The sequence below is a fragment of the Anaerolineales bacterium genome (genome assembly GCA_003105035.1).
In the GTDB taxonomy this organism is placed as follows: Bacteria; Chloroflexota; Anaerolineae; order Anaerolineales; family UBA4823; genus FEB-25.
This window is the reverse complement of record PQAL01000019.1, coordinates 37,377-55,541: the sequence shown is the minus strand read 5'-3', so window position 1 is coordinate 55,541 and position 18,165 is coordinate 37,377. Positions and strand designations below refer to the sequence as shown.

The 18,165-nt window shown below is 52.8% G+C and carries 13 protein-coding genes and 1 pseudogene; 2 read left to right on the top strand and 12 right to left on the bottom strand.

Annotation, left to right across the window (positions count from 1 at the left end; genetic code table 11):
- Positions 1 to 15: 15 nt before the first annotated feature.
- The 4 genes from C3F13_08820 to sodN form a co-directional block, all read right to left on the bottom strand.
- Entirely contained in the window at positions 16 to 2,286 is a 2,271-nt protein-coding gene (locus tag C3F13_08820; GenBank protein PWB53507.1) for a DNA translocase FtsK, read from the bottom strand.
- 214 nt (positions 2,287 to 2,500) lie between these two features.
- A complete protein-coding gene (locus C3F13_08815) occupies positions 2,501 to 3,454 on the bottom strand; it encodes a hypothetical protein (GenBank protein ID PWB53506.1) in 954 nt (317 codons plus the stop codon).
- Positions 3,455 to 3,511: 57 nt separating this feature from the next.
- A complete protein-coding gene (locus C3F13_08810; GenBank protein PWB53505.1) occupies positions 3,512 to 3,805 on the bottom strand; it encodes a S26 family signal peptidase in 294 nt (97 codons plus the stop codon).
- On the bottom strand, positions 3,805 to 4,305 hold the full coding sequence (gene sodN, locus C3F13_08805) for a superoxide dismutase, Ni (protein ID PWB53504.1): 501 nt from the start codon (positions 4,303 to 4,305) through the stop codon (positions 3,805 to 3,807). Before sodN ends, C3F13_08810 begins: the two co-directional genes overlap by 1 nt.
- Positions 4,306 to 4,567: 262 nt before the next feature.
- On the opposite strand from sodN, the gene C3F13_08800 reads away from it, so the two are divergent.
- Entirely contained in the window at positions 4,568 to 4,966 is a 399-nt protein-coding gene (locus C3F13_08800) for a hypothetical protein (protein ID PWB53503.1), read from the top strand.
- Between the two features lie 112 nt (positions 4,967 to 5,078).
- Here the strand turns inward: C3F13_08800 and C3F13_08795 are convergent, their stop codons facing one another.
- The 8 genes and pseudogenes from C3F13_08795 to mtnP all read right to left on the bottom strand — a co-directional run bounded on the left by C3F13_08795 (position 5,079) and on the right by mtnP (position 14,632).
- Complete coding sequence (locus C3F13_08795; GenBank protein PWB53502.1) at positions 5,079 to 5,963, bottom strand: hypothetical protein; 885 nt, start codon at positions 5,961 to 5,963, stop codon at positions 5,079 to 5,081.
- 38 nt (positions 5,964 to 6,001) lie between these two features.
- On the bottom strand, positions 6,002 to 6,565 hold the full coding sequence (locus C3F13_08790) for a hypothetical protein (GenBank protein ID PWB53501.1): 564 nt from the start codon (positions 6,563 to 6,565) through the stop codon (positions 6,002 to 6,004).
- A gap of 470 nt (positions 6,566 to 7,035) precedes the next feature.
- Positions 7,036 to 8,631, bottom strand: a pseudogene (locus tag C3F13_08785) (hypothetical protein).
- Between the two features lie 222 nt (positions 8,632 to 8,853).
- Positions 8,854 to 9,240: a DUF805 domain-containing protein gene (locus C3F13_08780; protein PWB53500.1), complete on the bottom strand. Its 387-nt coding sequence runs from the start codon at positions 9,238 to 9,240 to the stop codon at positions 8,854 to 8,856.
- A 403-nt stretch (positions 9,241 to 9,643) separates the two neighbouring features.
- Positions 9,644 to 10,645 (bottom strand): hypothetical protein, encoded by a 1,002-nt coding sequence (locus C3F13_08775; GenBank protein ID PWB53499.1) that lies wholly within the window; start codon positions 10,643 to 10,645, stop codon positions 9,644 to 9,646.
- 14 nt (positions 10,646 to 10,659) lie between these two features.
- On the bottom strand, positions 10,660 to 10,992 hold the full coding sequence (locus C3F13_08770) for a PadR family transcriptional regulator (protein PWB53498.1): 333 nt from the start codon (positions 10,990 to 10,992) through the stop codon (positions 10,660 to 10,662).
- A gap of 87 nt (positions 10,993 to 11,079) precedes the next feature.
- Complete coding sequence (locus tag C3F13_08765) at positions 11,080 to 13,761, bottom strand: hypothetical protein (protein ID PWB53497.1); 2,682 nt, start codon at positions 13,759 to 13,761, stop codon at positions 11,080 to 11,082.
- Positions 13,762 to 13,768: 7 nt separating this feature from the next.
- A complete protein-coding gene (gene mtnP, locus C3F13_08760) occupies positions 13,769 to 14,632 on the bottom strand; it encodes an S-methyl-5'-thioadenosine phosphorylase (protein ID PWB53496.1) in 864 nt (287 codons plus the stop codon).
- Positions 14,633 to 14,890: 258 nt separating this feature from the next.
- Between mtnP and C3F13_08755 the strand changes: the two genes are divergently transcribed.
- Positions 14,891 to 15,874 carry a hypothetical protein gene (locus C3F13_08755; protein ID PWB53495.1) on the top strand — a complete coding sequence of 328 codons (984 nt, stop codon included), beginning with the start codon at positions 14,891 to 14,893 and terminating at the stop codon, positions 15,872 to 15,874.
- Positions 15,875 to 18,165 lie beyond the last annotated feature (2,291 nt).

Here is an 18,165-nt window from a genome sequence, read left to right as displayed (position 1 = left end):
ACACCCCCGATGGACTCATTCATCTTCTGTTTCGTCGTTCTCCAGCAATACCTCACGCTCACGGCCGCCTGTCTGGGCAGGGCCAACCACACCCATTTCTTCCAGCTCATCCATTAAGCGCGCCGCGCGCGGGTAGCCAATGCGTAGGCGGCGTTGGAGCATCGAAGCACTGGTGCGTTTTTCTCCGCGCAGCATCTCGATGGCTTTCTTCACCAGCTCATCCCGGTCTGCCAGCACAGCTTCTTCTTTGAGGAAATCCTCCCAGGGAGGCACGACTCCTTGTTCGAGGGGATGGATGGTTTGCCAGTAGGTGATCACTTTCTCCACTTCACTGTCGGAAACCATCACCCCCTGTACTCTGACGGGTGCGGCCACTTCGGGGGGCATGAATAGCATGTCTCCATGCCCAAGCAAGCTTTCGGCACCACCTGTATCGAGGATCACGCGCGAGTCTACCGAGGAAGCCACCGCGAACGATATGCGGGCCGGGAAGTTGGCCTTAATCAAGCCAGTCACCACGTCGGTGCTGGGACGTTGGGTCGCAACTACCAGGTGGATGCCTGTGGCCCGCGCCAGTTGTGCCAGGCGGATCAACATTGGCTCGGTCTGGTCAGGGGCAGTCATCATCAGGTCAGCCAGCTCATCCAGCAATACCACGACGCGGGGTAAGGGTGCAACCAGCTTATGCCGTCGAACCTTACGGTTATATGAGTCGATATTTCGAGCGTGGGTTTCCTCTAAAAGCTTATAACGCCGGTCCATCTCGGCTACCACCCAGCGCAAGACACCCAGGATACGCTGAATGTCGGTTTCAACCTTTCCGAACAGGTGCGGCAAGCCATTGAAGCGGATCAGCTCAACCATTTTTGGGTCGATCATCACCAGGCGCAAATCATCAGGCGTATTATTCATCACCAGGCAGGTGGTGATGGCTGCAATGCAGACGGACTTCCCGGAGCCGGTGGTGCCGGCGATTAACAAATGTGGCATGGTGCTGAGGTCAGCTACCACGGGAAGGCCGCTTACGTCTCGCCCCAGGGCGATGGCCAGTGGGGAGTTCACCTTGTAAAAAGCTTCCGTTTCAAGGATTGAGCGCAGTTTTACCATGCTGGTGCGGTTATTCGGTACTTCGATGCCCACATACGGTCGGCCAGGGACGGGTGCTTCGATCCGCAAGCGCTCAGCCGACAGGGCTAATGCCAGGTCGCGCCGCAAGCCTGCAATCTGTGCTACGCGTACTTTAATCTTGTTCGCCTGTTCTTCGTCGGAGCTGCCTTTTTCAAGAAATCCTGGCTCGACTGCAAACTGGGTTACCGTTGGCCCCACCCGGTACCCGACCACCTTGGCGGGGATACCGAATTCCGCCAACGATTTCTCGATCATCCCAGCGGTTTGGTTGATGTTGCGTTCGTCCGGTCGATCTTGTTGGTCTTTCACCAGCATATCGAGCGATGGCAGATGTTCATCCCGCTGAGGCGGAGGTAGATTTTTTGCTGGTTCGTTGGCAGCCACCAGGCGTTTCCGGAATTCAGTCGGCACCAGCGTACGGCGCTTCTTACTCTCAGCCCGCATGGGGCTGGCGCCTGCCCCTGCCGTTGAAGGTGCAACGCTGACCACCGGCTCACTAACCACCGGGCTGGGTGGCTTGGTGGTGGTTATTTTTTGCAGAGATTTATACAAAGCTGGTACCAATCCCATCCCATACAGTAGGCATACCAGCAGGATCACTCCAAAGACGATCCCTCCCCACAGATTACGGTCCAGGCCGATGGCTCTCAGCCCCAATGCCATTAAATCGGCTAAACCCCAGCCTACAAAACCTCCATCCAGGCCTTGCTCAGCCCTCCCTACCAGCCGCCCACCGATCACGGTCAGCAAGCCAAGGGCGGCGAAAGCAGCCACTTCCAGGGCGATGAGGCGGCCCCAGGGAATCTTCCTGTCCGCTGAGGCGACTGGTTCTCCGTTGACGCCTGAGTGTGACGAATGTAAGCGCAGCACCAGGATACCGGCTACTGCACTGCCTAGGGCTACCAGGATGGCCCCATATCCGAAGGCATGCCTGATGAAGTTGCGCCACAAGGTGAGCAGGGTGCCACCGGAAGTAGGCAGCGAAAAGAGTGCAATCAGGGTGAGAAGAGCGAATGCCAGCAGGAAGATCCCAACAAAATCCCACAGGAAGCGCTGGAAACGTACAGCACAGCCGGCGCCTTCGTCGACGATGCCGTCATATCCCTGCCCTGATGAAATTTCCCTGATCGGGGAGTTCTGTGTTTTAGGTGGTGTCATTTACCAATAGTCTAGTCGATGTGGAGATTTATCCTAGTATACATCAACTTTTCCCTGCTCTTCCAGCCTGCGCCAGCGATTCGCAATCTTTTACTTCTTCCCCGGCAAGCACCCTGCTTAGAAGTCTCTACACCTTACCCGCATCACCCGTCGATCCTGCAGGACGCGAAATTAACCGCGATGAGAGGTATAAATCACCATCTGTATCGACCATTCAATCTGGGAGCTCGGGGGTTTTTCCCACTTCTGACCGTGAAGTAATATATATCCCCACCAGGATTAACCCCCCGCCCAACAGCTTGAGGGAGGTGGGTTTTTCATCCAGGATGAAATATGCCAGGATGGTCGACCCGATTGGCTCACCCAAGAGTGTGATGGAGACAAACGCAGCGGAGAGGTAGCCCAAGGCCCAATTAAAGGTGGAGTGGCCAATCAGCTGCGGGATGACCGCCAGCAGGATCAACCATAAATAGATCTGTGGAGAGTAACCAAACGCTTTCTCCCCGGCTGAAAGCATAATAATGACCAGCACTACCGCTGCCATGCCATAGACCAGTGAGATGTAACCGACCAGTGACATTTTGGCACGCAGCTTCCGGCCGATCAGCAAGTAACCCGCTCCGGCGATGGCCCCGCAGATCGCCAGCATGTCACCCAGGAATGCCTTTCCCTGCATGAAATTTATCAGGCTCGGGCAGGCTATGCTGCCTGCAGAGATCGTGCAGGAATCGCTGACAGCTACCACCGCGCCTCCCACCAGGGCCAGGATCAAGCCGATCCACACCGCCCGCGTGATGGGTTCCTTGATGGTAAATGGCGAGAGCAGTGCCACCCAGAGCGGGATCGTGCTCACCAGCACCACTGAGCTGGCCACCGTTGTGTATTGCAATGAAGTGATCCAGGTGGCAAAATGTAACGCCAGGAAGATGCCTGAAAGCAATGCCAGAAGAAGCTCAGGACGTTTAAGTGAGGTCAGCTCGCGTTTCTGCCTGGTGGCTGCGACCGGCACCAGGATGAGAGAGGCGATGGTCAGCCGCCAGGCGGCGATCACCAGCGAGCTGGCTTCCTGCTGGGCGAAGCGGATGAATATCGAGGCAGTTGAGACCGCCAGGATGCCGATAATGATGGCTAAAATGGGTGGAACAGGGGGGTGCTTGGGTGAATCCATCTACGGTGGCTTATTATAGACGAAATTCACCAATCCTGGTTGTCATGCGGCAGGCGTTCAGGTCTTGTGGATATGCCAGACAACCTTGCCGATAATATTCTTGCGCCTGACAGGCCCAAAAACGCGGCTGTCGGTGCTATCCGGCTGGGTACCGATCACTTCAACCATGCCTGTAGTATCCACCGCCTGGATACGTTTGATTAACGTGCCGTAGCCTGGCTGGTGAAAAGCGATAACGTCTCCTACAGCGGGAGGAGAGAACAAAAAGGGGATTTTGCTCACAAGGACAAAATCCCCATGCTCGAAACCGGGGGAAAGGCTTTCCCCCACGATTTTCAAGAATTTAAGCATTACAAGGCCGGGTAAACAAGCTCCAATGCCGGGGCGTAGGGTGCCTTGGCGCGCTTTGTGGCGATCCCTTTGGTCTCCCAGAACATCTGGGCAAATTCATTGATGGCTTCCACCAGCTGGGTGGCTTGCTCACGGTCGGTGGTCTGGCGCACTTTCGAGCCCTGCTGCATGATCTTGTGTACCAGGGCATGAGCATTGGGATATTTTTCAAGGTGCTGGGCTTTGAGATAATCACCCCAGATTACCCGGATCTCTGCCTTGGCACGTTCTGCGTGCTCTTCCTTAACGGCAATGTAGCGGGCCATGCTGTTCATATATTCCTTGTTGCGATCTGGAGTTTTCGCTTCAAACTCGGTCATCAGGTCAAGCATGCGAACTACGGTCAAAGCGCTGATCTGGGCGATGATCGGGTCATAGATCCCACACGGGATGTCGCAATGTGCTTGAGCGGTATCGATGTGTAGTTTCTGGTCAACTTTGTTTAAAATCTCGTAAATCATATGTCCTCCTATTGAACAAGATATAATTGATAGTATGGATGGATAATAATAAGATTAAGAGTACTTGTCAAGCAAATGAAGATGATGAACTTTTAATATTGATAAGATCCAGCCTGAAAATTATCCATCGCTACCTTAATGGGCTTCTAATGGTATTTGCTTGACAAAGGGGTGCTGCCAGAATAAAATTTTTTATGCTGCAATACGTGTTTTGTATCCAATAGAAGGACGATATTGATAATTTAAAAAGGAGGATTCAATTATGACCCATATCATTACAAGCTTGTGCCTGCGTGATTCTGGCTGTGTGGATGTCTGCCCGGTAGAGTGCATCGTCGGTGGGAAGCCCATCGACCAGTACCCCCTGTTTTACATCGACCCGGATACGTGCATCGACTGTGGGGCGTGTATCCCAGAATGCCCCTTCGAAGCCATCTTCCCCGAAGATGAAGTCCCTTCGGCATATACCGCCAAGGGAGGTGAACGGGTCAATTTGGTGGGTCTCAGCGGGCATTATGAAGGCGTTGACCACCATGGAAAACCGGTGGTGCTGAACACCACGCGTGAATTGGCTGCGGGTGAAGTGGTGGATTTGACCAAGGATATCCCCCTGAATTATTATTTTTATACCAAAGGTCCCGGTTATAAGGCGAACGAATAATTATAAAGGTTCAGGCTGCCCGTCTCATGAAAAGGGGCAGCCTGATTCATTATCACATGAATTGCTATTTAAGATGATAGCTGGCGAACTTACTGCCAGCTTTTTTATTCCTTTACTTGCTATTTTCCAATTGCAGGCTTCCAGCCCCCATCTTTACCAGGATGGTGATTTTATATCCGCTGCCGGACTGCTGGTAGGTGTTGCCCGACTGTTGCCAGCTGCTGGAGGACATCACCGAAGTAAGTGAGCTTTCCGAGGTCACCTGGGCCGCCACTCCCGTGGGAACGAGGATGGTGACGCTGCTGACTCCCGAATCTATGCTGACCGTCATATTCCGCTGCAAGGTTCCACTGAAATCAAGCGTATAGCTGCCTGCCCCGCCAGTGAAGGACACCGCGTCGACATTGGCATTGCCCAATCCGCTAATCTTTACTTCTGACGCTCCGGTGCTGTACTTCAAGGTGGTCATCTCCACCTGGTTAGGGGTAGTAAATCCTAAGCTTACCTTGGAAGCTCCATCGGTCACTTCCAGGCGATTGATGGATAACCCACCCAGCTCATAATTGCCTTCATAAGCGCCGGCCTTGATCACCAGGCTCATCGGGGTATTGGCAAAGGCCAAATCCCATTCATTAACAACATCAGAACCGAAGGTTGGCAGGCCTTTCAATTTAAAACTACCTTGGGTTACGCTGACAGAATTCCCATTGGTGGTGACGACCGGTTTCAGCTCAGCAACATTGTAGCGCGCAGAGCCACTGATGATCCCTTCGGTAGCGCCAGGCTGAATCTTAAGGGTACCGGCCCCAAAGCTGATACTTACCTCTGCTGGCACTGTCTGGTTGGATGGCAGAGGCACGTTGATGGTTTCTGACACTGTATCTCCAACTTTCGTTTTGGTATCCGGCAGGTTGATGGTCACTGAACATGCCAGGCTAACCAGGGTGAGTACGACCAGGGGAACGAGCAAAAATTTCTTATTCATGATTGCCTCCATATATCATTGTTTTATTCTTATATACGCTTTGTTGTCTATCAAGTTGCATTACCTGCCACTGGCCTGGTAGTCAGGCGAACCACCAGTCCATACAGAATATGGATGATAGCAATAATGATTACCGAGAATTTTAACAAAGCACATATGCCTGCAATTTGGGGGTATGGAGATATCACTTTACCGAACAACTCAGTGACCAGGGCTATATTTTCCAGGTAATCGCATGCTGCCGCCACGACCAGCGCCCAAGCCAGGATGAGCCCCCAGGTAGCAAGTGGTTTTCTCCGCTCGAGTAAAACCCGCCCTGCCAAGATACAGCCCAACCCGAGTGCAGCACTGTATACCAATGGAAAGAGGAAATCAAGCCCCTGGATGAAGGCTGCCCTGAGCTGGCTATCTGGGTTCCATGAGCTGAGAATATCTTCGGCACGTGAGGGCGTAAAGGCCAGTTCAAATGAGACGATGCCTGCCGGCGCAGTGGTTGTGGTCAATGGCGCCCCGATCAGGTTCATGACCAGCATGATCACTATGGTCAGGCTGAGCAGGATGATAAAGGCTTTCTTTTGATCTTCCGCTTGGAGGCACAACAATGGGTGGCGCATATCACCTCACTTATAAATTTAGAAAGTCAATCGGATCGATACATTGGCTAATGCCCAACAAGGGGCAAGAAAATCGCCTTGCCCAAAACATACACGCGCGCTTTGGGCAGCCAGCTGTGACCGAGGCCGTCTGAAATTTGTGCTGTGTTGACGACCACCACTGGTTCGGTGATGCTGCTATCCATGATGGCAGTGAAACGAATGAGCACATCCTCAGCAGAATTAACAGGTCCAGTCCAGGAAACCACACCGTCGGAATAAGTAGCACTGCCTGAGGATGCCCAGAGGTTATCGGCATAAGACACCAGCGGCGGCAACACATCTGTCATGCTGGCGTTGTAGATAAGCTGACCAGGATTGTGTAGGGTTATGGTATAGGTGAATAACTCACCAGGTGCAATACGCCACGAGCTGGCAACCTTCGTCGAATCATGTAAACTTGGCCTGACTGCATTCGCAAGGTATCCATCCCGCTGATAATCCCCTCTGCCTGTACCCCACAGGATCAGTGCTTCCGCTGTGCCAGGCATGTCATACGCTACCACTCCCGAGCTGGCCGTCAGCAGGATGACCTCAAGGTTATCATCAGAATCGATATTTGCCAGGGTCGGGGCGGGGAGTGCGCCATTCCAGTCTCTGCCTCCGAAAGCTGCTGGCAGGTCCACTTCGTAGATCGGATTGCCCAAATAATCCAGGATGTGCAGCTTGCCCGTATGATTACTACCTTTTTGTGTCCAGGAGCTGAAGATCACTTCAGCCTGGCCGTTATTATCCAGGTCGGCAATGGCTGGCTCGGAGGCAAAACGAATAAAACCTTCTGCAGGCTGTGTGACAGAATATGGCCAACTGCCTTGCTCACTTTTATCAAGCCAGAATGCATGCACCCGCCCATCGTATGAAGCATAAATGATCTCCAAATGGCCATCGGCATCCAGGTCGGCTACGGCTGGATTTGGCTGAGCGCTTTCAATGAGGTTGTAATTCTCCGCCAGTGGGGCACCTGTGTCGATTGGTACAGTCTGCCAGTCAAAGTTGCCGTCATTGAAGCGGCTTCGGTCTGCGTTCAGGATAAAAACGCCATCATATTTGCTTGTATATGGATCAGTGCTGCAGTCGTATGTATTACCCGTTACCACTACTTCATTCACGTCGTCGCCATTCACGTCAGCAATGACACTTGGCCCATCGGCAAAGTTGGTGCGGAAGCTTTCCACTCGCACTCCGTTGCACTGACCCCAGCCGCGCAGCTCGGTTTCCAGCCTCTCCCATACGCCCACCTTTCCCCAAGCTTTGCCGCCATAAATCTCGTTTGTAGGAATCTGCATACCGTTGGCTTCGTAAGCACAGATGTAATGGACATCGGAAGGTACGACGATTTCATTATGTTTATCCCCATCCAGGTCACCTACCGAGGCATTGGCATTGTACACGCCCCAGGCATACCCGCTGTCGTTGCTCAATTGAGGCCAGCCTGGCCGGAGCGTCCCATCGGCTTCATAAATCCAGGTGTTGGTCCGGTTGCCCACCGCGCCAGTCACGATGATTTCCAACGATCCGTCACCATCCAGGTCACTGGCTGATAAACCACGTAGCTCATGGTCTGATGGTCGCTGGGGCCAATTTGGCTCGAAATATCCCTGTGCAGTGTACACTGACACCCATCCGCCACCGTGGGCGGTGACGATTTCTTCATCCCCATCTTGGTCCACATCCGCGACGACAATGCCAGGCCAGGTTCGCCCGACATTGGATGCATTAGGCTCTGAGCGGTCATGCCCGGATGAAACCTTCCACTCGAGCATGCCAGTCTCTCCATTCAGCACGAAAATAGAATAGGCTGAGGCAATCACTTCCACCTGCCCATCATCGTCCAGGTCAGCGGTGGCCGGGGAGGAATACCAGCCTGTTTCACACCATGAGTTATAGCAGCCACCTCGTTGCCATTTCAACACTGGCGCGCTGAAAGCCGGCGCTGCCTTCCTCGTTGTAGTGCCTGCCTGAACAGCGAGCAATGTCAGGCTCAGGCAAATACTCAATAAGACTTGTAGTTTCTGCAATTTATGCATGGGCAAGCGGTATTTAATTCTGCTTTGCGTTTCATTATAGACTATTCCCGGATAAATAATGGATGCTTAGCAAACAAGGTAAAAAAACGGAAGCCAGTCGCAATTAACTGGCCGCCGAATGATCGAGTCAAGCTCCAAACAAATGAAAATCCTTCAGCTAATGCAGAGCTTGAGCGACTCTGCAATCGCTAAGTTACGCTGAGATTTTTCTTTAGAAGACCTTTACACAGATGCAGGAACGGCAGGCGCTTCCTTTGGATTCGGCCCATACTGGTTGCTGCCTGACTGGCTGTCGGTGAGCATTAATACCAGCAGCCACAGGGAACCAATAAACGGGATGAGAGAAATAAAAATCCACCAACCGCTTTTACCTACATCGTGCAACCGTCGGATCTGCACAGCCAGGCTGGGCAGAATGATTGCAAAGCTGTATAAAACGATGACCCAATAAAATGGTGACGCCTGGTTTTCGTTGCTCGTAAACAGGGCAATCATCGCCAAGATCCAGGCAATGATGATATTAACCAGGTAGAACCACCAGTACTCTCTTCTTCTTGCCCTGCCGCTAAAATCCACATACTTCTTCCAACAGGTGATATACCAGCTCATGCTTAGCCTCCTAGGAATTTAGAAAATCTTGTGTGAAGGATCAATCGTTCTGAACTAAGTTACAAAAAACAAGCCCCATGTCGCCAGGGTAGCGTCGAGTGTCACACCGTAGGGTGGTTTCTCTTAATCTAGGTATCCGTCTGAGTGCCTGTATGACCACACTGGTCATCCGATTACAGGAGGAGAATCCGGGTAAGCTATTGGAATCGCCTTACGGAGATTGTGCCCTGGCGAATACCATTGTGCTTGGGCCAGTCATGTGAAATTGACCCGGTCAATTGAATGGAGTCTAGTATATATAGAAACCCAGAATGGTGCAACAAGATTTGATTTATTAAAAAATCCACCGGCGATAAATCTGCATGATTTAACCGCCGGTGTGTTGTTTATTCAAAGAAATCTTCTATTCCAAAACAGGTTTGGGGCGCACCAGGCGGATCACTTGTTGGATGATCTTGACTCCACTGACAATAATCACGATACCAAACACGATGATCAAAGCCTGATTCAGCAGCGATTGTAGGATACCTTCCACACCTTGCATGCCCAGGGCTCCTTGCAGCGTGTACAGGTAAGGGATATTCATCATCAGGCTGACAGCCAGGGCGATGTTCAAACCGCTCAGCACGATGGAGAACAACCTTGACCCGGTTTGCCAGGCATTCCTGCGCAGCAGGACCACATCCAGCACAATGGTCAGGGTCCACAGCAGGTCGAACCAAGGGATGTAGGCATTGAAAGCGGGCTCCAGGATGGGTGTCATCACCCACTGACCACCGACCAGGTTGTAGATGCCCACCTTGTCCAGGTAAAAGTTGAAGATAATCAATCCCAGAAAGGTGAAGATAATCTCCGTAATCAGCTCACCACGCTTGATCTTATCAGGTTGGCTGATGGCTTTCAGGCTGTGTGGTTCCCATTCAGCCTCCTTGGCCGGCAACTTGAATTCTGGCAGAGCCCACTGCAGGATGGCGAAGATCAGGACGATATTGCCGAAAGCCTGCACGACCGCCGATAAGGCAGTTCCCAAGGATTTGATGATATCGGCCAGTAGCTCAGCACCAGAGATGAAAGCTGCCTGCGACTGCCCGACCCAAAATCCTACCATAGCCAGGACTGCAATGATGGGCAGGGCGATGCGCAATACCAGCATGAAGGTGGGGAAGAGCCGTGGCCCGATCAGGTATTTTTCCGGCAGGTAGGGGGCTACGATTTTTTCGGGTGGGCCAAATTGTTTGAGCACCGCCGCCATCATCTCGTCATCGGGTGCCCGACCTTCGGCTTTACTGCGATCCTCCAATGCATCCTGGATTAGAGAACGGATCTCGGTCACAGTGTCTTTGCGTTGTTTGGCAGGTAAATTGTCACTAACGGCTGCTAGGTAGCGATCTATCATAGTATCCATTTTTATTCTCCTCGTTACGATTTCAACATCAGTCCCATCATCTGGACCATGGCTTCCCATTCGGTGATGAGCCTTGGCAGGATTGCCTGACCTTCCTGGCTGATCACATAATAGCGGCGTGGGCGGGCATCCTCGAGGCGCCAGTTGGAGCTGAGCAAACCCTGTGATTCCAGCCGCCGCAGCAAGGGGTAGAGTGTGCCCTGGTCGATTTCGAGCCCTTTATCCGATAAGGATTTCATCAGTGAGTAACCATATTGTTCCTGCTCACACTGGCTGAGAACCGCCAGGACGATCACCCCGCGCCGCATTTCCAGTATCATGTTTTCAATGGTTTGCGTATTTTCCATATCAATCATCCTTTGTCACATTATACTGTATAATATACAGTATGTCAAGAGAATTAATATAATTAATATACTGATATTGTTTCATGATTAAGGTGAGATGGCTGTTTGCAACAAGGAGTGGCCAATCTGCCGGGCCAGCTGGGGGTTATTTTCTTCGATCACAACCGCTAAAGCCAGCGGCGCTCCACTCCATTCTAGTGAAGTGCCTCCCAGGTACCAGGAGCTGCCTAACGAGCCCTGATCAGTGCTTGTGCTCGCACTAGGAGTGTTTTTAATTGATGTTACCAGCTGCCAGATGGGCAAATCTTCGGAAACGGCGCCTCCTACGGTACGATTGACACTAATTTCTGATAATGCCTGCACAGCCTGGGAGGTAAGCGGCAAAGTGATCCAACCCGACAGTGGGGTATCCACTGCCATCACCAATCGAGGAGCGGGTCGCTCGCCGTGATTGCTTAAAGTAGCGGCAGCTAGTGCCATTTGAAGTGGGCTTGCCAGGAGCGCTGGCTCTGGATTTTTGATCGAGCTCTGGCCAGACAGGTATGTAATGGTATCTGTAATGTTAGCCGGCATGCTTGAGCTTAGCGTCTCAACTTGAAATGCTGGCGCGGTGAAGAGCCCCAGCTTGTCTAGCAGATCGAGCATTTCCTGGTTACTCATACTCGCGACCAACTTCTTTAGTGAACTATCGCAACCAGCGGCAACCAGATCACCCCAAGCATTGCCAACTGGAACCAGGGCACACTCCGTCCCAACCGTCCCTGGATAGTTGCTGGATGGATCCATCCCAGTGGCTGCCAGCAGGAAGGGTGCCAGTGAATTCCCCGTTGGATACAACCCCATGGCTGCCCGATCATACAGCGGAGCATTGTGGTCATTCAATAACTCATTCCAGCTACTGCTCAGCTGGTTGGCATCAAAGCTGGGGCTGGAAGCCATAGATAGGATTTCGCCTGTTCGGGCGTTCAGCAGCACCAACGCACCTTTGTGGCCTTTCAACAGATCGTCAGCTTTGGCTTGCAGGTCCATGTCAAGGCTCAGGCTGATGTCCAATCCTGGGGGTGGCTGCCCGTAAAGCAGGTGCTCCCACCAGGTGGTCAATGCCGGGTAACCCTGTAGTCCACGCAGGTAATTATCCTGGCTGGCTTCCACGCCAGCCTGCCCATACACCGGGTCGGTATACCCAAGCAAGGGGCTGAGGGCAGGGTAATTGTACTGGCGTGTGTAATCGCCAGGTTGCCCCAGTGATTCTGCCAATATCTGCCCGTGGTTATCCAGGATCGAGCCTCGCTTAACATAGCGATCGGCAATGGTCCGGCGTGCGTTATCGGTGCGGGTAAGCACGTCAGGGCCACGCACCAGGCTCCACCAGCCGGCGGCAAGGGCTGTCACTGCCAGCCCAGCTAGAAGGCCCGCCGAGATCAACAGGTTAAGATTGGTCTGGGCTTTCAATACCGTGGGCTGAAATTCTATGAGCTCCTCCTGGCGGTTGCTGATCAACAGCAGGCATAATAGCTCAAAGTATGACACAAACAGTGACGAACCCCCATAGGACACGAAAGGCAGGGTAACCCCGGTAAGCGGTAACACGCGCAGGTTGCCGGCGATGATCAAAATACTCTGCCCCACCAGGTGCACCACCAGCCCGATTGCTAGCAGCCGGTGAAACAGGTCTCCCGATTTCATTCCCAGGCGCATCCCCCGGCTGACCAGCAGTGCTAACAAGACCAGGACGCCCAGCGCACCTACCAGCCCAATCTCCTCGCTGACTGCTGAAAAGATGAAGTCTGATTGAGCAATGGGCACCAAAGCCGGACTGCCCATTCCCACACCCCGGCCGAATAAACCTCCATTCGCCACCGCCAGCAGTGATTGCACGATTTGGTACGAGCGACCAGCAGGATCAAGCCAAGGGTTGATCCAGGCGTCCACCCGCAGGCTGACCACATCAAATAATGCATAACCAGCGGCTGCCGCTAAGAGCAGTATCACCAGGCTGGCCAGCAGCACGCGCTTCTTACCGGTACCCGTGTAAACGACCACTGCATAAAGCACCATGAACAAAGCTGCGGTTCCCAGGTCGCGTTGAAAAACAAGCAGAAGCAATGCCAATCCAGTCATGAGCAGCGTGGGGGTTAATAAGGGTAGCAGTCTGGTGGAAGACGCCTGTGTCACCTGACGGTCTGCCAGGTAAGCGGCCAGGTAAATGATCAAAAGCAGCTTGAGGGGCTCGGAAGGTTGAAAGTATAAACCACAGCAACCCAGCCACAGGCGTGGCCCGCCCCCCATCGGGTTTGTCCCCAGGAAGAGCGTAGCAGCTGTTAGTAGCAGCCCAGAGGTCAGCCAAACGTATTTGAAACGCCGCAGGTATTCCAGGATGCGGCCATTTTCACCCGTGCGGTCGAAGCGGATGGCCAGCATGAAGGCGATCCCGATCAGCAATAACCAGGCACTCTGCCGTAGCCCCAGGCCGTCTGATAGGCGCCAGATCGTCAGCAATCCCCATCCGCTTAGAAGGGCTGTGATTGGAAAGAGAAAAGGGTCACGATCGGGAAGGTGGCGGGCGAGCTGCTGGTGGAGTAACCAGGCAACGATGAGCCACACGGCGAACCCCAGCCAGTGCACCCAGCGGTAATCCACCTGCCAGGTGCGCAGCCGGGCCGCATTCGATAAGGACAGGGCCAGGGAAAATACTGCCATGAAAGCCCCTGCCAGGATCAGCAGGCGCTGTTCAGTACGGTCAGTTGAAGAGACGGGGTTTTTGCTCAAGCTGAAGTTACAGGTATTTTCGCACCAACAGGTCCAGCTTTTGGCGTGTCGCAGGTGGGATGCGTTCCGGTTGGGTGATCAGGGCAGTCGCCAGGGCGTTGGCACACTCACACCGGTGCTCTGGCTCGAGATTCCTTGCCAGGTTGGCGATCGCCTGCTGGGCGATGTGGGTGTTGCGATTCAGGACTGTGATCACCGCTTCCACACTGACCGGTTCTTTTTCCAGGTGCCACACGTCATAGTCGGTGACGTGGGCCATCACACTGTAACACAGCTCAGCTTCGCGGGCCAGAAAGGCTTCCGGTGAGGTGGTCATCCCGATAATGGACATGCCCCACGAACGGTAGACATTCGATTCCGCTTTGGTCGAAAAGCGAGGTCCTTCAATGGTGATGAGCGTCCCACACTGGTGGACCTGAGCTGCGGTAGCCGCTACAGCCTGGTAGAGCTGGTTAGACAGATCAGGGCAGAAAGGCTCAGCCACCCCAATATGCGCCACCAGTCCATCGGAAAAGAACGTACGTTGCCGGTTACGGGTTAGATCGAATAATTGGTCAGGTATGACCAGGTCGCCAGGGATGTAATCTTCGCGCAGGCTGCCGCACGCTGAGATACTCACCACTCGCTCAGCGCCTAGCATCTTCAGAGCATAGATATTGGCGCGGTAATTCACTTCGGTTGGCGAAATATGATGGCCAATGCCATGGCGGGCCAGGAAGGCCACCTCAATCCCTTCCAGCGTGCCCGTGATGATTGGAGCGGAAGGCTTTCCGAAGGGCGTCGTGAGTTCATGCTCCGTAGAATCTTTCAGCCCGGGCATATGGTACAGCCCCGAGCCGCCGATGATTGCCAGGGTAAGTTTTGGATTCATAAGCTGTCGCTCTTTTGTTGAGAGTTTTAATAATTGTACTCGAAAACGTAGGCCTGGATTTAAGTGCGGACACTTGCACTTGACAATACAAACGTCATTTTAAGCCGGTGGTTGATCACTGGCTGGCTATCTGTAGACGTAGTGGCAGGGACTTTATGTTCCGTCTCCTTTTTAAGATGGCGCCGTTGATCTTCGTAATCGCCTCAACCCGATTGAGTAATTACGCAAAAAAGAGTAAGATATATCCAGGGCAAAGCGATGTTCGTAAAATCAGATGGGGAGGGGATGATGGACAAGTCAGATGTTTTTAACTCCAGCCATTTCATGTTGGAACAACTGTCGGAAGGTGTGTACGCCGCGGTCAATAAAGCCGCTGGTTGGGCGATTTGCAACGCTGGCATCATCGATCTGGGCGACCGTACCCTGGTATATGACGCCTTCATGTCCCCGACGGCAGCCAGCGACCTGCGGGCTGCAGCAGAAACACTCACCGGCCGCCCGGTGCACTACCTGGTCAACAGTCATTACCATAACGACCACATCTGGGGAAACCAGGCATTTTCGGCTGACACAGACGTCATCTCCACTGTTGAAACACGAGAGCTGATCATCACCGAAGGCCCCAAGGAGATCAAAGCCTACAGTGAGGTGATCCAGGAACGCTTGAGTGCGGTGGAAAAGCGAGTAACTGGTATCCAGGATAAGGTTGAATTGGAGAATGCCATGCTGATGTATGCGTATTTCCAGGGGATTGCTGCCGCCCTGCCGATCCTGCAGATCCGCCTGCCGACACTGACCTTCACAGGAAAACTTGTGTTGGAAGGCTCGAAGCGCTCTGCCTGGCTTATACCCTCCACTGGCGGTCACTGTGCTGATGATGCAATCTTATACCTACCCCAGGATGGGATCGTGTTCATGGAGGACCTGCTCTTCAGTGGATTCCACCCTTATATAGAAGAATGCGACCCGGTGAAACTCCGCCAGATTTATGCTGAGATTAAAAATCTCGGAGCAACGATCTTCGTACCCGGCCATGGACCGGTGGCAGATATCTCCCAATTGGATTGGATGCTCGATTATCTTGACAGCCTGGACGCCCTGGCAGGGGAAGTGGTTAATCAGGGTCGGGCGGAAGATGAGCTGGATAAGGTGATCATGCCCGATGAGTACAGGTCCCTGCTCTTTCCCCAATATTTTAAGGCTAATTTGAGGTATATCTACAAACAGAGGGTCAGTAGTTAAAAACATTACATTATAATTCCCCTCGTAGCCAAGCACGAATGCCTAAATTATATTTTTGTGACATAAATATCGATTCTACCCCCTCCGCACAAAGACCGTGTAGGTGACCCCAACATCCCCCAAATAAAAGTCAATTTGGTGGAGGAGTTATTAAACAACCTTCCCATAATCCCTATTAGCGGGATCATGGAGTTTAACAGAATAAAACATAAGGAGCGGTCCATAAAAAGAACCGCTCCCATAACCTTTTACCTAGTAATCATGCCAATCATTTATTCACTACAATTATCGTTCTGATTGTTTCTGTTTCACTCCCAGCACCAGCTTTTCACCTTCGAGCTGGAACTCTTCCACGTAGGCTCCATCAACTGGCGGGGAGTCAAGCAGTTGTGTGGTAAGCGTCTCCGAAGCGATATATTCGCCCCACCTACTGAATACATCTCCAAGCGTTTTTTCTGCCTGGTACCAGGTGGTGATGCGGTCTTCTATATTGAAACCGGCTTTCTTGCGCATGTCCTGTACCAGGCGGACAATCTCGCGCGCCAGACCTTCAGCCTTTAGTTCAGGGGTGATATTGGTGTCCAGTCCAACGATGTAGGACTTACCAAACGCCACCGCCAGGCCTGGGCGAGGTTCGCTGTTCACCAGCACAGCTTCCGGGGCCAGCTCAACCGTCTCGCCAGCCAGCTCCAGGATTACCGACTGCCCAGCCCGCACACTGGCCGCAATGTGGGCAGGATCAATCTCTGCTAGGGCTGCCCTTACTTCGGGGAATCGTGATCCATACATCGGCCCCAAAACCTTATTATCGGGCAGGATTTTGTATTGGACCAGCTCATCTTCCTTTTCAACGAACTCAATCGCCTTGACATTCAGCTCATCTTCCACGATGTCCACCAGCTCCTGGCGCAAGACCGCCTTACCGGGCTGTACAACCATCACCTTGCTGAGCGGTTGGCGCACCTTTAGATTGGCACCCTTGCGAGCGCTCAACCCCAGAGACGCTACCTGCCGGGCGAGATCCATTTGCTCAACCAGTGTGTCGTCTAGTGTGGATGGATCTACCTTCGGCCAGGAGGTGTGATGGACGCTCTCATAGCCTTGGGCTTGAACACTTCTCACCAGGTTCTGGTAGATCACTTCGGCCATGAACGGGATGAAGGGGGACAGGAGTCTGGTAAATTTCACCAGCACATGATAGAGCGTGGCATAAGCTGTGTTCTTATCAGTATCGTGCTCCGATTTCCAGAATCGTCGGCGACTGCGGCGAACATACCAATTCGATAAATCATCCAGGAAAACTTCACAGATCAGGGCAGCATCCATGAAGTCTGAGGCTTCAAGCTGGGAATTTACCTGTTCAACCACTTCATTCAGGCGAGCCAGTATCCAGCGATCCAGCAGGCTGTCACTCTGCGGGGTGTCGCCTTCCGGATAGTTGGGGTCAAAGCCACCTGAAGGCTGCCAGCCATCCAGGCGGGCATAATTGGCGAAGAAGTAATAGACATTCCACAGCGGGATGATGAAGTCTTTCCGTACATCATCTCCCGTGCGCACGCCCGACTGCGGGTCGTCTTTTGGCTTGGAATAGCGAAAGATCAAGTCAGTTTCTGGCTTGTGGGTTAAAAACAGCCAGCGCATCACGTCCACACCCATCTTATCTGCAGCTTCATTAAATTCGATCATATTCCCCCAGCTTTTGTGCATCGGTCGGCCGTCCGGGCCGAACAGCAAGGCATATCCAAAATTCTCTAGGAAAGGCGGGGTTCCATCCAGAACTGTGGCCATCGCCAGCAGGGAATAGAACCAGTTGCGGAATTGACCTGGGAACGATTCGCTGATCCAATGCGCCGGGTACCAGTTCTTCCAAAACTCTGGGTCTGTGCGGTAGCCGAGTGTGCTGAAGGGTACGATCCCAGCATCCAGCCAGGGATTACCCACATCGCGGACACGCCTCATCTCTCCAGCGCACTTTGAACAGGTTACTGTGACTGCGTCGATGTAGGGTCGATGGGGAGTGTGGTCATCCAGCACATCCAAACCAGCCGTGGCACGTTGCCTGAGCTCATCATCACTGCCGATGACTTCAAAATTCCCGCAAGCCTCGCACTCCCAAATAGGTAAGGCCAGTCCCCAATAGCGCTTCTTGCTAATCATCCAGTCGTGCATGTTACGCAGCCAGTCCATTTCCCGTGCAAAGCCGAATTCAGGGATCCACTTGATCTGCTCAACCACATCCATGATCTGGTAGCGCAGGCTGGCTGCTTTTTCTTCCTTGGTCAGCTCCTGCC